Origin of the sequence: Hominiventricola aquisgranensis (assembly GCF_040096225.1) — a bacterium.
Lineage (GTDB): Bacteria > Bacillota > Clostridia > Lachnospirales > Lachnospiraceae > Hominiventricola > Hominiventricola aquisgranensis.
Map to the genome: position 1 here is coordinate 22391 of NZ_JBBMFC010000010.1, position 13620 is coordinate 36010.

A 13620-nucleotide genomic window follows, 5' to 3' on the forward strand; every position below is an offset into this window, starting at 1 on the left:
CCTTTCAAAACTTAATAGTTGAATGCTATTAAAAGGACATTTTCCAATAAAACGGAGAGTGTCCTTTTTCTGTTGTTATGGTCAAAACAAAATCAAAATAACACAAGGAGGGTTCTATTATGACAAGTACAGCGTTAGGAGCAGAAACCAAAAAGGAAGAAAAGATTATTTTTATCAGCGATGCACATGAGAAATTCTACTACGAGAAGTTAAAGGAAGTCCGGTATCAGGATGTTTACCACAAGGCACTCTGCTATTGTCTTGGGATCAGCGATGATACCAGAAGAAATGTTTACAGAATTTATGATTTCAAAACAGGATGCGTAATAACAGAGTGTTTACACGAAGGCTGGCAGACCAGTGGAAGTGTGAGAGTGGTCAGAATGGCATTCAATCTGTATTGCAATGGAACACCAAGTATTTCCGATTATGAAGATGCAGAAGAACAGGTGGACGAGTGTAGGCAGTACACGGTGGAGGAAATATTCTGCTGTGCTTATGCACCATATTTCTGGCAGGCAATTCAGATTCGGTATCCGGAATATGCCACATACAACCATAAGCTGTATGCCTTATTGGGAGGAACAGACTAATGTTAAAAGTCAGATTGATGGGAACAAAGAATGATATTAAGTGGTTCGGAAAGATTTTGCAGAGGAATCCGAAAGTGGAAGTAACGGAGTTTTCCGAGATGTATCCGAATAAGGGAACGAAGAAATTTTACAGGGCGTATGTAGAAGTAAAGAAAAGAAACGTAGCAGAAAAATAGCAGAAAACAAAGGAGAATCTATCATGTGTAAAATAATCGCAATCGCAAACCAAAAAGGTGGTGTGGGCAAGACCACCACAACCAGTAATTTAGGTATAGGACTGGCAAAACATGGCAAGAAAGTCCTGCTGATTGATGCCGATGCACAGGGCAGTCTGACGGACAGTCTTGGCTTTACAGAGCCGGATAAGCTGGAGGAAACGCTTGCAACAGCACTCGGCAATATCATCAATGATGAAGATATGGAAACGGATTATGGTATCCTGAAACACAAAGAGGGAATTGACCTGATGCCGGGGAACATCGAGATTTCCGGTCTGGAAGTATCACTTGTCAATGTGATGAGTAGAGAGCTTGTGATGCGTTCCTACATAGAGCTGGTAAAGGATAATTATGATTATATTTTGATTGACTGTATGCCCTCCCTCGGCATGATTACCATAAACGCCTTTGCCTGTGCGGACAGTATCCTGATTCCGGTACAGGCGGCATATCTTCCGGCAAAAGGGTTACAGCAGCTTATTAAGACGATTGGAAAGGTCAGGAGGCAGATTAACCCAAAGCTGACGATTGAGGGGATTCTGCTGACAATGGTGGATGCCAGAACCAATTATGCAAAGGACATTACTGCATTACTGGTGGAGAATTACGGTAGCAAGGTGCGGATATTTGAAAACAGTATTCCCATTTCCGTCCGTGCGGCAGAGATTTCCGCAGAGGGTGTCAGTATCTACGAACATGATCCGAAAGGCAAAGTAGCCGCTGCTTATCAGTCTTTGACGGAGGAGGTGCTTGGGAATGAGTAAAGCAGGAAGTGCCGCAAAGGTAAAATTAAGCAGTTATGATGATTTATTTGGAAATGCAGAAGAAAAGACAGGGAGCGAAGAGCAGATTATCAGAGCCAAGCTCACGGATTTGCATGAGTTTAGAAATCATCCGTTCCGTGTACTGGACGATGAAAAAATGGAAGAAACAACGGAAAGCATCAGTAAGTATGGGGTGCTTGTACCGGGAATTGCAAGACCGAGGGCAGAGGGTGGCTATGAAATCATAGCCGGACACCGCAGAAAACGAGGTTCAGAACGGGCAGGAAAAGAGGATATGCCTGTGATAGTCCGCAATTATACAGACGATGAAGCTACGATTATCATGGTGGATTCCAACATTCAGCGTGAGGACATTCTGCCAAGTGAGAAGGCGAAAGCTTATGCCATGAAATACGAGGCTATGAAGCATCAGGGCAGAAAAGGAAACGGAAATACGCTTGACGAGGTAGGAGAAGCTGCCGGAGAAAGCGGAAAGACGGTGCAACGGTATATCTGGCTTGCAAGGCTGTCCGATGAGCTGCTAGAGTTGGTTGACAGAAAGAAAATCGGTCTGGTACAGGGTGTTGACATTTCCTTTCTGTCGGAAGATGCACAACAGTGGGTGCTGGTAATCCTTGAGGAAAGCGGAGCAAATATTTCCACAGTACAGTCTGCCAAGTTGAAGGAATATGGGAAAAGCGGCGAACTGACGCTGCCGATGGTGCGTCTGATACTGACCGAGGAAAAGCCGAAAGAGAGGAAAGTTACAATCAAGTCTGAAAAAATCAGCCAGTTTTTTTCAGAGGAATACTCCAGCGAAGAGATTGAGGGGATTATCCTGCAATTATTGGAGGAATGGCAGAAGAAACAGTAAAGGGGGTGCGGTAAAATGGGTAAACAGATGCAGTTTGATTATTACTATGGGATTGAAGCAGAACAGTTTTCCTTTTATCGTGTTCCTCGGTTGCTGATTAAAGACGAGCGTTTCAAGGGGCTTAGCAGCGATGCCAAGCTCCTGTACGGTCTGATGCTTGATCGTATGTCACTGTCTATGAAAAATGGCTGGTTGGATGAAGAAAACAGAGCCTATATCATTTATACTCTTGATAATGTCATGGAGGATTTGGGATGTGCAAAAGCAACCTGTGTTAAGATTATGAAAGAGTTGGACAGCGATAATGGGATAGGATTGATCGAAAAGAAACGCAGGGGACTTGGAAAACCGGATATTATTTATGTAAAGAATTTTGCCACAATAGGAGAAGCAGAGGAAGAAACGCCTGCAAATGCTGATGTTTCCACAGAAGTTCAGGATTTGAACCTCAAGAGTTCTAAAAGTTATACTTCCAGAAGTTCAGAAACTGAACTTCAAGAGGTTCAAAAAGCAGACTTCCAGAAGTCTAAAAATTTTACTTCAAGAAGTACAATATCTGAACTTGCGGAAGTTCAAAAAGCAGACCCTAATTATACTAACTATAATCATACTAACCAGAGTAATATTGATAGGAATTATATCAATCCTATCAATCAATCCGGCAGTGAGTTGGAAGGGGAGATTGATGTGATGGAAGATGTCAATGCTTACATGGAAATCATCAAAGAGAATATTGAGTACGAACATCACATGAAATATGGCAGATGGCAGGACAAAGGGCTGTATGAGGAATTGTATGAGGTAATCTGCGAGATTGTATGTGTGAAGCATAAGACTGTTAAAATCGGTGGAAATGATTATCCATATGAGCTTGTAAAATCAAAGTTCCTCAAACTGAATAGCTCCCATTTGGAATATGTGATAGGATGTATGCAGGAAACAACTACGAAAATTGCAAATATCAAGGCATATATGGTAACAGCTCTTTATAATGCACCCTCAACGATGAATCATTATTATCAGCAGGAGGTGCAGCACGATATGTATGGAGGTGGCTGGAGTGAAAAGGGTATTGTTTAAGATTATACTTCCGGCAGGACTGCTTGCGGCATGGATGCTGACCTGTTATCCTGTATGTAACAAAGCAGACGGGTTCGATGTATTCCTTTACTGGATTTTGGTCGGCTGTCCCTATGGATTGCGGAAAATGTGCATGATTCTTGTGCCAAAGAATTTCGGGATTGCAGGAAGTATGGGAATCCTGGCATTAAACTGTGTTGTTGGAGGTCTGATCGGCGGGGTAGTAGCAATCTGGAGAATGGTTACGGTACTTGCGGAGATAATAAAGGTAATCAGGGATTACTTCTGGACACGATGTCCAAAAGTACATGAGATGACGGATAATAAAAAAGGCGTTGTTCATCGAGTCTAACAACACCTTTAATCCGTATCCGGAACGTATTCCATTATATCCTCAATCCGGCAGTCGAGTATCTGGCAAAGCCTGTTTAAGATAAGCGTTTTTACAACAAGGTTCTGCCGAAGCCGCTGAAGCTGTGCTTTATCAATGCCATAATCTTTGATAAGCTGGTACTGGCTGATTCCTTTTTCCTTTAGCGTACGCCAAAGCGGGTCGTATTTAATCATACTGAAAGCTCCTTTCCACACTTGTATTCTAAGTGCATGAAACATATAATAATATGGTGCGTGTACGCACCATAAAACATACAAGGAGAGTAAAAAAGTTATGGAACATAATGAGTTTAAGGATCAGCTATACGAAGTATTAGATGAAAATGATGTGGCTTTAGGGATTGAGGATATAGATACCTCTGATGCCGCAAATATTTTTACAATAAAAACAAGGGACGGAAGTGTTTTTGAAATAGAAACACGGAAGATTGAATAAGAGGCAGCACGATGCCTCGAAACAGGAGGTTTGCAACTGTGGAGAAAAGTTACATTACAGACATAGAACGGGAACGGTGCAAAAAGGTTGCCGCAGCCTATGCAGAACTGTATGAGCTGGAAAACATTTTGGTATTGGATGTAGGACGGTACGGTTTTGTGAAGCTGCAATATTACACACCGGAGTATGGATTTAATGATGTTATAACCTATACAGACAGTGAGAGTATGTTTGAGGACTTATGGCAGGAATGGCTTGATACCCGGCTCTATCTCTTCGCAAAGGGAACGCCGATGCTGGAAATGGGATATGAGGAAATCTTCAAATGTCTGCCGGAGGAAAAACAGAAAGAGCTTTTAGAGCAAAAAGCAGTATTTGCAAAAATGGCAGAAATAGAACTGAAATAAAACAGCGTCAGGGCAGTTATGAATTGAAAGATTTGTAGCTGCCCTTTTTTTATTGCTTTTGGACACGATGTCCAGAAGCGGAAAGGAGCAAAATGGAATCATTACGAGATGTAAAAAGAGTTATGGAACGAGAGATAGAGAAAGGGAGCTGCCCATTACAGTTTGAATATCTGGAATTTGGAGAAAAACCGTTTCAGTTCATAGAATCAGAGAAAAAGCTGAATGAGGTGCTTTCGTATTTGTTGCGGTTGGGGGAATATAGAGGATATACGGAGCATCTTGTAGGAAATAACGTGTATATGGATTTGGATATGTTGTGCCGGAAAATCCAGTTTAAGCGTACCCATTCCCCGGTGGAGCGTAGTGAAATCCATTGGAAAATACAACGCTATAAAAATAAGCTGAAGCCAGACTATGCAGGTAAGGTTTGTTTAGAAATGGTGCAGTGCATTTTCAGTCTGCCGGAAAATGCAGCGGAGAAGTGCAGAATAGTGTATGATGGACAGGAAACCTATGCTTTTGCCATGTCAAATAAGTATATCCTGGGACTTTTTACCCATTGTGAAGCTGCGAGGAAATCTGCTGTGGAGGACGGTGTGGAGTTTGTGCATCTGCCGGAGAATGAACAGAAAATCGTCAGTCTTGAAAATGTGAGGAATGTGTTGTTTCAGGCATTGCTGCTTGATAATGTTACGGTGGAGAATGGTCTGTTCCATGCACAGATGTGTACGGTTATGCTGTTGAAATAAATGTACCGGAAATATTTGATACAGGCATAAATTTTGTTATAATGGCTTTGAACAGAATTTGTCCGAAAGAGGGATTGTATGAAACCAAATCATCATTCACTGGCATATAAACAGCAGAAACAGCCGAATAAGACCTATAAGGATTTAAAACAGAAGCAGAAGATGAAAATAGCAGACTGGATGTTTCGGGAAACCTGCATTTTCTATAAGGAAAATGGAGAGATACCAAATGAGGAGGTAGCAAAGCAGATTATTGACCGGATTTATGAAAAACTGAAATCTCTTGCAATCTGGGTTCCGTATGAAGAGGTTTACCGAGCATATCTTTTAAAATTGCCACGATATGAGCTTCGTATTGCGGAAAATGGGATACCGGAAGAAAAGCCGCCGAAGGAGAAAAAGGAGGATGTGCCGAAAAAGAAAAAGGGAAGCAGTAATAAGCGGTGTCCGGTATGCGGCAGGAGAATGAAACAGCAGTTTATTGGTTTGCAGCATTGCAAATGTGGAATGAGCTGGAAAAAGGACATCGGCTTTTTTGAGCGAACCGGAGATATGGTGTTTGCCTTGGAGCGGAGAAAAATAGGAAATAAACAAAAACAGTGCCCTGTCATTCGATATAAGGAATAGGGCATGGAAAAACAGAAAACAGCGTCAGGGCAGTTATGAGTCGAAAGATTTGTAGCTGCCCTTTTTTATTGCTTTTGGACACGATGTCCAGAAGCCGGATGGAGGTCAGATGAAATGAAAAAGAGAGAATTTCAGAAAAAAGCAGCCGCAGCGTTATTGGGAAAACTGGCAGATGTTGTGATGGAACTGGAAGAAAATCCAAACATCACAATAACGTCGGAGTATCATAGTAGCTATTTTAAATTGAGAAAGAATTACAATCTGATTCAGATTTCGGTCAAGCAGACAGGAGAGCTGACGTATCAGTTGACGGATATGCTGGGAAACACAGGCAGAAGTCAGATTTATGTACAATATCATGCTGGAGATGATCCGGAACATTTGATAAAGAAGTTTGTTGAGGATTTTGGGCGGCTTTATAAGGATTTTCTTTTAGCGGGAACGCTGCATGATTTTGTTCGTATCCAGTTATCTGTGGATGCAGATACAGAGGAAGCATTAAGGGAGTACGAGGACTGTATCAGAGCAGGCTGCCTGTAAATCAGAATTTTTGGACACGATGTCCAGAAGCGGAAAGGAGAGAACATGAAATATTTACTACATCGGCTGCTTGTTCCGCCCTGAAGGAACAGCAGTAAAAAGGAAAGAAGGAGGTACAGATGCAGGAAGAAGTAACGCAGAAAACAATCGCCCTTGTGATTAAGGCTGCAAAGCTGGATGCCAATATCCTGAAATCTGCCATGAGAATGTATCTGAATCATTGCAGAAAACAGGCACAGAAAACGCATGGGAAAGTGTCGGTTAAGGAACTGGTGGGCGAGGGTGCAGGTGCTTCATCCATTGAAATCACAGATGGCAATATCAAATCCTTTGAGCGGGTAGCTCGTAAATACAATGTTGATTTTGCTGTGAAAAAGGATAAGACCACCGAGCCACCGAAGTATCTGGTATTTTTCAAGGGCAGGGATGCCGATGCTGTGGCACAGGCATTTAAGGAATTTGTTTATGGAAATGAGAAAAAGAACAGTAGGACTTCTGTAAGGCAGAAATTAAAGCATTTCCGGGATGTGGTATCAAAGGATCAGAACAAAGAACGGAGCCGGGAAAAGAATAAGGACAGGGGGCAGAGCCTATGACTAATATCATAGCAGGCATTACCAAAGATTTAAAAGCTGTCCCCAAAAAGCTGAAGGAAAAAGCAAAAAGTGCAGATGTTAAAAAGCTGATACTGCTGAATCTTCCCTATGTGCTTGCCGGGTACTTCTGTAATAAGGCAGCATTTTTATGGAGAGTGGCAGAGGGCAGTAATGCGTCTGACAAGATGATGGTAGTAATGAGCCAAATGGACAGGATGTTTTCCAATCCGTTCCCCAGTTTTTTTCTGAGTGATTTGCTGATTGGAATCGCCGGAGGCGTTGCCTTAAAATTCATTGTTTATTATAAGGCGAAGAATGCCAAGAAATTCCGGCAGGGTGTGGAATACGGTTCTGCACGGTGGGGGAATGCCAAAGATATAGAGCCATATATGGATTCTGTATTTGAAAATAATATTCTTCTGACCGCTACGGAGCGTCTGATGATGTCCGGCAGACCGAAAGAACCGAAGTATGCAAGAAATAAAAATATTCTTGTGATTGGCGGTTCCGGCTCCGGTAAAACAAGATTTTTCGTGAAGCCGAACCTGATGCAGATGCACTCGTCCTATTGCGTCACTGACCCGAAAGGCACAATCTTAGTGGAATGTGGGAAGATGCTGAAGCGGGGCAAGTATAAGATTAAAGTCCTCAACACCATAAACTTTGCAAAATCCATGCATTATAATCCATTTGCTTATCTGCGGAGCGAAAAGGACATTTTGAAACTCGTCAACACAATCATAGTCAACACAAAAGGAGAGGGGCAGCAATCCGGTGAGGACTTTTGGGTCAAAGCAGAAAAACTCTATTATACAGCATTGATTGCATACATCTGGTACGAAGCACCGGAGGAAGAACAGAATTTTGCCATGCTGATTGATATGATTGATGCAAGTGAAGCAAGAGAGGACGATGAAAACTTCAAAAATGCTGTTGATCTGCTCTTTGAGGAGCTGGAGGAAAAAGACCCGAACCATTTTGCTGTAAGGCAGTATAAGAAATATAAGCTTGCGGCAGGAAAAACAGCGAAGTCGATTCTGATTAGCTGCGGTGCGAGGTTAGCACCATTTGATATAAAAGAGCTGCGTGACCTGATGGAATATGATGAACTGGAGCTTGACACGCTGGGAGAGGAAAAAACAGCGTTGTTCGTTATTATTTCTGATACAGATGCTACGTTTAACTTTGTGGTGTCTATCATGTATTCCCAGCTCTTTAATTTGCTTTGCGACAAGGCAGACGATGTTTATAACGGAAGGCTCCCGGTTCATGTGCGTATGCTCCTTGATGAGTTTGCGAACATCGGGCAGATTCCACAGTTTGAGAAGCTGATTGCTACGATCCGAAGCAGGGAAATATCAGCTTCTATTATTTTGCAGTCAAAATCACAGCTCAAAGCGATTTACAGGGACAATGCCGATACCATAGAGGGCAACTGCGACACTACGCTGTTTCTCGGAGGAAAGGAAAAGACCACCCTAAAGGAATTAGCAGAGGTATTGGGGAAAGAAACCATTGACCTGTACAACACCTCGGATACGAGGGGGACGAGCCAGTCCTACGGTCTGAATTACCAAAAGACCGGAAAGGAACTGATGAGCCAAGATGAGATTGCTGTCATGGATGGCGGGAAATGTATTATGCAGCTTAGAGGTGTCAGACCATTTTTCTCGGATAAATTCGATATAACGAAGCACAAGCGGTACAAAGAGCTGTCCGATTATGACAAGAAAAATGCCTTTGATATGGAACAGTATGTGAAACATCTGCACCACTTGAAGGTCACAGAAAAGACAAAGGTAGATGAAGCCTTTGAATGCGGGGAGATTTCCCCGGATACAACTGAATAGGAACATTTGGACACGATGTCCAGAGGTACAGGAGTTTTGCGGATAGAAAGCAATGCTCCTTATTTTTTGCAAAAAATAAATTTTCGGAAAGAACGAGGTAACTGAATATGGCATTTTTTACATCAGCAGTAACAGGATTAAAGACCGTTGTAACCGCAATCGGAGCAGGCGTGGCAGTATGGGGCGTTATCAATCTTCTTGAGGGATACGGAAATGATAACCCAGGGGCAAATGCTCATGTACGGTAAAGAAGCAAGCAACCGAAAACAATAGATAGACCGCCAGCACTACACTATTCCGAACCAAAGACCAAAAGATAAGCATTTTGAGAAAATCTAAACTTTTGGATTTTCCTACAATGCCGACTACGGCGGAATCCCTCCCACTCCTTATATATTTCTTTCTGTATACATTGAATTTGTATTTAGTAAAATGCAGACAACACCACGGATCGGCTTTTGGCTGGACAATTCCAACCAAACACCGCAGCAGACAGTAGAAACCATTCTGAACGTTAGGAAGCCGGTATGATTGTTACATATAAGGGGAAGAAAAATTTCTTTTAGATACTTGTTTTCCTAAAACTGATGTGATATAATAAGATATAATAATTCAATTCCAGAAAAGGAGTAAAAAATATGCGGCAAGGTATTCTTAAATAAAACTATAATCAAATAGTGGGAACAAAGGATTATGATAGTCCCTTTTGTAGGGGCTTAGTTTTTTGTACCCAATTTAAGAATACTTTTGCCTTATCAATTTTGACATATCCCCAAAAACAGCACTCACAAACAGGTGTATGCTGTATATGTGTATGTCCGCAAATTATCATCCCCAGTGGTAAAAGTATTTTACTGCTGGGGATTTTTATGCCCTTCGGGGCAGTAAAGGGAGGACAATCACATGAAAATAATCAATATTGGAATTCTTGCCCATGTAGACGCTGGAAAGACGACCTTGACGGAGAGCCTGCTATATGCCAGCGGAGCCATTTCAGAACCGGGGAGCGTCGAAAAAGGGACAACGAGGACGGACACCATGTTTTTGGAGCGGCAGCGTGGGATTACCATTCAAGCGGCAGTCACTTCCTTCCAGTGGCACAGATGTAAAGTCAACATTGTGGATACGCCCGGCCACATGGATTTTTTGGCGGAGGTGTACCGCTCTTTGGCTGTTTTAGATGGGGCCATCTTGGTGATCTCCGCTAAAGATGGCGTGCAGGCCCAGACCCGTATTCTGTTCCATGCCCTGCGGAAAATGAACATTCCCACCGTTATCTTTATCAACAAGATCGACCAGGCTGGCGTTGATTTGCAGAGCGTGGTTCAGTCTGTTCGGGATAAGCTCTCCGCCGATATTATCATCAAGCAGACGGTGTCGCTGTCCCCGGAAATAGTCCTGGAGGAAAATACCGACATAGAAGCATGGGATGCGGTCATCGAAAATAACGATAAATTATTGGAAAAGTATATCGCAGGAGAACCAATCAGCCGGGAAAAACTTGTGCGGGAGGAACAGCGGCGGGTTCAAGACGCCTCCCTGTTCCCGGTCTATTATGGCAGCGCCAAAAAGGGCCTTGGCATTCAACCGTTGATGGATGCGGTGACAGGGCTGTTCCAACCGATTGGGGAACAGGGGAGCGCCGCCCTATGCGGCAGCGTTTTCAAGGTGGAGTATACAGATTGCGGCCAGCGGCGTGTCTATCTACGGCTATACAGCGGAACGCTGCGCCTGCGGGATACGGTGGCCCTGGCCGGGAGAGAAAAGCTGAAAATCACAGAGATGCGTATTCCATCCAAAGGGGAAATTGTTCGGACAGACACCGCTTATCCGGGTGAAATTGTTATCCTTCCCAGCGACAGCGTGAGGTTAAACGATGTATTAGGGGACCCAACCCGGCTCCCTCGTAAAAGGTGGCGTGAGGACCCCCTCCCCATGCTGCGGACGTCGATTGCGCCGAAAACGGCAGCGCAAAGAGAACGGCTGCTGGACGCTCTTACGCAACTTGCGGATACTGACCCGCTTTTGCGCTGCGAGGTGGATTCCATCACCCATGAGATCATTCTTTCTTTTTTGGGCCGGGTGCAGTTGGAGGTTGTTTCCGCTTTGCTGTCGGAAAAATACAAGCTTGAAACAGTGGTAAAGGAACCCACCGTCATTTATATGGAGCGGCCGCTCAAAGCAGCCAGCCACACCATCCATATCGAGGTGCCGCCCAACCCGTTTTGGGCATCCATCGGACTGTCTGTTACACCACTCCCGCTTGGCTCCGGTGTACAATACGAGAGCCGGGTTTCGCTGGGATACTTGAACCAGAGTTTTCAAAACGCTGTCAGGGATGGTATCCGTTACGGGCTGGAGCAGGGCTTGTTCGGCTGGAACGTAACGGACTGTAAGATTTGCTTTGAATACGGGCTTTATTACAGTCCGGTCAGCACGCCGGCGGACTTCCGCTCATTGGCCCCGATTGTATTGGAACAGGCATTGAAGGAATCAGGGACGCAGCTGCTGGAACCTTATCTCTCCTTCATCCTCTATGCGCCCCAGGAATACCTTTCCAGGGCTTATCATGATGCACCGAAATACTGTGCCACCATCGAAACGGCCCAGGTAAAAAAGGATGAAGTTGTCTTTACTGGCGAGATTCCCGCCCGCTGTATACAGGCATACCGTACTGATCTGGCCTTTTACACCAACGGGCGGAGCGTATGCCTTACAGAGCTGAAAGGATATCAGGCCGCTGTCGGTCAGCCGGTCATCCAGCCCCGCCGTCCAAACAGCCGCCTGGACAAGGTGCGCCATATGTTTCAGAAGGTAATGTAAAGATACATAATCGTCAAGACGGCAACAATCAGAAGTTATGGAGGGTAACAATGGAATATAGTAAGGAAGATTTAATGGAAGCAAAAAAGCAAATTTTGGGAGTGGGAGAGAACATGGGAACAGAGGAAAGTAAAAAAATCTGGGAGGAGAACGCACAATTTTGGGATAATGCAATGGGTGACGAATCTAATGAATTTCACAGAGAGGTAGTGCGCCCCAAAGTAACGGAACTTCTATCTCCTAATCCTGCGGATTACATTTTGGATATTGCGTGTGGCAATGGAAATTATTCTTCGTATCTTGCACAAAGAGGTGCTTCGGTTGTCGCTTTTGATTACAGCAAAAAAATGATAGAATTGGCTAAAAGACGGCAATCACAATATGCAAAACAAATTGAATTTTGTGTGGCGGATGCGACCGATAGAAAAAGTATATTAGAATTAAAAAGAAATCGAGCCTTTACGAAAGCAGTTTCTAATATGGCAATTATGGATATTACGGACATTGAACCACTTCTTATGGCTGTTTATGAACTGTTGCAGGAAAGCGGAATTTTTGTCTTTGCAACGCAACACCCTTGTTTTGTCACGTTGACTGAAAAATATATGACACCGCACAGTTACTATGATATAGCGATTGAAGGGCAACCGAAAGAGCAGATTTATTATCATCGTTCCATACAAGATATTTTTAACCTTTGTTTTAGAGCTGGATTTGTCATTGATGGATTTTATGAAGAATGTTTCAAAACCAACAAAGAAATTCCTATGGTAATGATAGTAAGGCTTAAGAAGGTAAAACGTGATAGCTTAAAATAAATTCAAGTTTGTCGGGTAAATAGCAAACCCAGCCGAGCCAGTCAACGATAAAATGAACGCCGCTTCGCGCCGTCGTTGACAGCCCCGCCCGTCTTTGCTGGTAGGCAATCAAGGGGCGACAGCAAGGAGTACTGCCGCCCCGCACTATTATTCAGAGAGGGGGAATTTCCATGACCGAAGATGAAGCCTACAAGGTGCATATCCAGTACACATTCAATGCCTTTTGCAAGGTAGTCATTCGTCACGCAGCCATAGATAAAATCTTGAAGCTGCGCCGGAGGTGGGAACGGGAAGTTTCCCTTGATTATCTGATGAGTGAAAAGTTTGTCCAGCTTGCCGAGCCGGAGTAGCTTGAAGAATATCTTTTTACCGCCTGCGGCCAGACCGCCGTTCTGTATCATGCGGAGCTTGCCGCCGCCCTTGCCCTTTTGCCGGAGCAGACGCAGGAAGAAATTTTTCGTTACTATTTCCTGCGCCAGCCGCAGCGAGTGATCGGCGTACATATTGGCCGGACACGCAGCACAGCGGGGCGGCATATCCAGCTTGCCTTGCAGCGGCTACGCGAAGAAATGGGGGTGAGCCGGTATGAGTAGACTTCTCCCCTATGAAACAATCCTCAAAGCCCGTGAGGGCGACCCAGAAGCCGTGAACGCTGTCCTGCTCCACTACGCCGGATATATCCGCTATTTCTCAAAAGTGAACGGGCAGGTCAACGCCGAGGTGGAGGACTATGTAAAGCAGCGGTTAATTGACTGTCAATTCAAGTTCCGGCTTGACGAACCACCGGACAAGTCATAAAAACTGAATACCAGCCGCCACCGACGCGGCCAGCGAAAGCAGTAAGTCTTGAAA

18 protein-coding genes and 1 pseudogene are annotated in these 13620 nt (G+C 44.0%); 17 read left to right on the top strand and 2 right to left on the bottom strand.

Features of this window, described 5'->3' with window-relative positions; translation table 11 throughout:
• Positions 1-119: 119 nt before the first annotated feature.
• Genes WMO62_RS06980 through WMO62_RS07005 form a run of 6 tightly spaced genes read left to right on the top strand, consistent with a single transcriptional unit; the run spans position 120 to position 3881 of the window.
• Complete coding sequence (locus WMO62_RS06980) at positions 120-593, top strand: DUF6075 family protein (protein ID WP_117795848.1); 474 nt, start codon at positions 120-122, stop codon at positions 591-593.
• Positions 593-769, top strand: coding sequence for a hypothetical protein (locus WMO62_RS06985; protein ID WP_002596300.1), 177 nt, complete (start codon positions 593-595; stop codon positions 767-769). The genes WMO62_RS06980 and WMO62_RS06985 overlap by 1 nt, the downstream gene beginning before the upstream one ends.
• 23 nt (positions 770-792) lie before the next feature.
• Positions 793-1575, top strand: a complete 783-nt coding sequence (locus WMO62_RS06990; RefSeq protein ID WP_117795846.1) for a ParA family protein — start codon at positions 793-795, stop codon at positions 1573-1575.
• A complete protein-coding gene (locus tag WMO62_RS06995; protein ID WP_002596302.1) occupies positions 1568-2449 on the top strand; it encodes a ParB/RepB/Spo0J family partition protein in 882 nt (293 codons plus the stop codon). The genes WMO62_RS06990 and WMO62_RS06995 overlap by 8 nt, the downstream gene beginning before the upstream one ends.
• 15 nt (positions 2450-2464) lie before the next feature.
• Positions 2465-3529 carry a DUF6017 domain-containing protein gene (locus WMO62_RS07000; RefSeq protein WP_117795844.1) on the top strand — a complete coding sequence of 355 codons (1065 nt, stop codon included), beginning with the start codon at positions 2465-2467 and terminating at the stop codon, positions 3527-3529.
• Entirely contained in the window at positions 3510-3881 is a 372-nt protein-coding gene (locus WMO62_RS07005; protein WP_173816546.1) for a DUF6050 family protein, read from the top strand. Before WMO62_RS07000 ends, WMO62_RS07005 begins: the two co-directional genes overlap by 20 nt.
• A gap of 8 nt (positions 3882-3889) precedes the next feature.
• Here the strand turns inward: WMO62_RS07005 and WMO62_RS07010 are convergent, their stop codons facing one another.
• Positions 3890-4096: a helix-turn-helix domain-containing protein gene (locus WMO62_RS07010; protein ID WP_117795841.1), complete on the bottom strand. Its 207-nt coding sequence runs from the start codon at positions 4094-4096 to the stop codon at positions 3890-3892.
• Positions 4097-4196: 100 nt separating this feature from the next.
• Here WMO62_RS07010 and WMO62_RS07015 point away from each other — a divergent pair, with 100 nt between their 5' ends.
• The 10 genes and pseudogenes from WMO62_RS07015 to WMO62_RS07060 all read left to right on the top strand — a co-directional run bounded on the left by WMO62_RS07015 (position 4197) and on the right by WMO62_RS07060 (position 12768).
• Positions 4197-4358 carry a hypothetical protein gene (locus WMO62_RS07015; RefSeq protein ID WP_002596306.1) on the top strand — a complete coding sequence of 54 codons (162 nt, stop codon included), beginning with the start codon at positions 4197-4199 and terminating at the stop codon, positions 4356-4358.
• A gap of 38 nt (positions 4359-4396) precedes the next feature.
• Positions 4397-4765 carry a hypothetical protein gene (locus WMO62_RS07020; protein WP_330592075.1) on the top strand — a complete coding sequence of 123 codons (369 nt, stop codon included), beginning with the start codon at positions 4397-4399 and terminating at the stop codon, positions 4763-4765.
• Between the two features lie 92 nt (positions 4766-4857).
• The gene (locus WMO62_RS07025; protein WP_349108779.1) at positions 4858-5514 is read left to right on the top strand and encodes a hypothetical protein; all 657 of its coding nucleotides are present in this window, start codon (positions 4858-4860) and stop codon (positions 5512-5514) included.
• A 78-nt stretch (positions 5515-5592) separates the two neighbouring features.
• A complete protein-coding gene (locus WMO62_RS07030; RefSeq protein WP_002596309.1) occupies positions 5593-6141 on the top strand; it encodes a hypothetical protein in 549 nt (182 codons plus the stop codon).
• Between the two features lie 114 nt (positions 6142-6255).
• Positions 6256-6681, top strand: coding sequence for a hypothetical protein (locus tag WMO62_RS07035; RefSeq protein ID WP_002596310.1), 426 nt, complete (start codon positions 6256-6258; stop codon positions 6679-6681).
• A gap of 119 nt (positions 6682-6800) precedes the next feature.
• Complete coding sequence (locus tag WMO62_RS07040) at positions 6801-7277, top strand: PcfB family protein (RefSeq protein WP_002596311.1); 477 nt, start codon at positions 6801-6803, stop codon at positions 7275-7277.
• Between the two features lie 218 nt (positions 7278-7495).
• Positions 7496-9127: pseudogene (locus WMO62_RS07045) on the top strand (VirD4-like conjugal transfer protein, CD1115 family); the annotation flags it as partial.
• A gap of 107 nt (positions 9128-9234) precedes the next feature.
• Positions 9235-9375 (top strand): Maff2 family mobile element protein, encoded by a 141-nt coding sequence (locus WMO62_RS07050; RefSeq protein ID WP_002596336.1) that lies wholly within the window; start codon positions 9235-9237, stop codon positions 9373-9375.
• A 655-nt stretch (positions 9376-10030) separates the two neighbouring features.
• The gene (gene tet(W) / locus WMO62_RS07055) at positions 10031-11950 is read left to right on the top strand and encodes a tetracycline resistance ribosomal protection protein Tet(W) (RefSeq protein ID WP_033126273.1); all 1920 of its coding nucleotides are present in this window, start codon (positions 10031-10033) and stop codon (positions 11948-11950) included.
• Between the two features lie 50 nt (positions 11951-12000).
• Positions 12001-12768: a class I SAM-dependent methyltransferase gene (locus WMO62_RS07060; RefSeq protein WP_000456787.1), complete on the top strand. Its 768-nt coding sequence runs from the start codon at positions 12001-12003 to the stop codon at positions 12766-12768.
• Positions 12769-12809: 41 nt separating this feature from the next.
• Here WMO62_RS07060 and WMO62_RS15895 read toward each other — a convergent pair whose 3' ends face one another.
• Positions 12810-13304 carry a hypothetical protein gene (locus WMO62_RS15895; RefSeq protein WP_001135090.1) on the bottom strand — a complete coding sequence of 165 codons (495 nt, stop codon included), beginning with the start codon at positions 13302-13304 and terminating at the stop codon, positions 12810-12812.
• Between the two features lie 49 nt (positions 13305-13353).
• On the opposite strand from WMO62_RS15895, the gene WMO62_RS07070 reads away from it, so the two are divergent.
• Complete coding sequence (locus WMO62_RS07070) at positions 13354-13566, top strand: helix-turn-helix domain-containing protein (protein ID WP_002586615.1); 213 nt, start codon at positions 13354-13356, stop codon at positions 13564-13566.
• Positions 13567-13620: the final 54 nt, after the last annotated feature.

Coding starts and splice junctions, on each gene's coding strand:
- WMO62_RS06980 (WP_117795848.1), top strand. CDS start 120: ATGACAAGTACAGCGTTAGGAGCAGAAACCAAAAAGGAAGAAAAGATT.
- WMO62_RS07050 (WP_002596336.1), top strand. CDS start 9,235: ATGGCATTTTTTACATCAGCAGTAACAGGATTAAAGACCGTTGTAACC.
- WMO62_RS07070 (WP_002586615.1), top strand. CDS start 13,354: ATGAGTAGACTTCTCCCCTATGAAACAATCCTCAAAGCCCGTGAGGGC.
- WMO62_RS06995 (WP_002596302.1), top strand. CDS start 1,568: ATGAGTAAAGCAGGAAGTGCCGCAAAGGTAAAATTAAGCAGTTATGAT.
- WMO62_RS07000 (WP_117795844.1), top strand. CDS start 2,465: ATGGGTAAACAGATGCAGTTTGATTATTACTATGGGATTGAAGCAGAA.
- WMO62_RS07015 (WP_002596306.1), top strand. CDS start 4,197: ATGGAACATAATGAGTTTAAGGATCAGCTATACGAAGTATTAGATGAA.
- WMO62_RS07060 (WP_000456787.1), top strand. CDS start 12,001: ATGGAATATAGTAAGGAAGATTTAATGGAAGCAAAAAAGCAAATTTTG.
- WMO62_RS06985 (WP_002596300.1), top strand. CDS start 593: ATGTTAAAAGTCAGATTGATGGGAACAAAGAATGATATTAAGTGGTTC.
- WMO62_RS07030 (WP_002596309.1), top strand. CDS start 5,593: ATGAAACCAAATCATCATTCACTGGCATATAAACAGCAGAAACAGCCG.
- WMO62_RS15895 (WP_001135090.1), bottom strand. CDS start 13,304: ATGCCGCCCCGCTGTGCTGCGTGTCCGGCCAATATGTACGCCGATCAC.
- WMO62_RS07040 (WP_002596311.1), top strand. CDS start 6,801: ATGCAGGAAGAAGTAACGCAGAAAACAATCGCCCTTGTGATTAAGGCT.
- WMO62_RS07025 (WP_349108779.1), top strand. CDS start 4,858: ATGGAATCATTACGAGATGTAAAAAGAGTTATGGAACGAGAGATAGAG.
- WMO62_RS07010 (WP_117795841.1), bottom strand. CDS start 4,096: ATGATTAAATACGACCCGCTTTGGCGTACGCTAAAGGAAAAAGGAATC.
- WMO62_RS06990 (WP_117795846.1), top strand. CDS start 793: ATGTGTAAAATAATCGCAATCGCAAACCAAAAAGGTGGTGTGGGCAAG.
- WMO62_RS07035 (WP_002596310.1), top strand. CDS start 6,256: ATGAAAAAGAGAGAATTTCAGAAAAAAGCAGCCGCAGCGTTATTGGGA.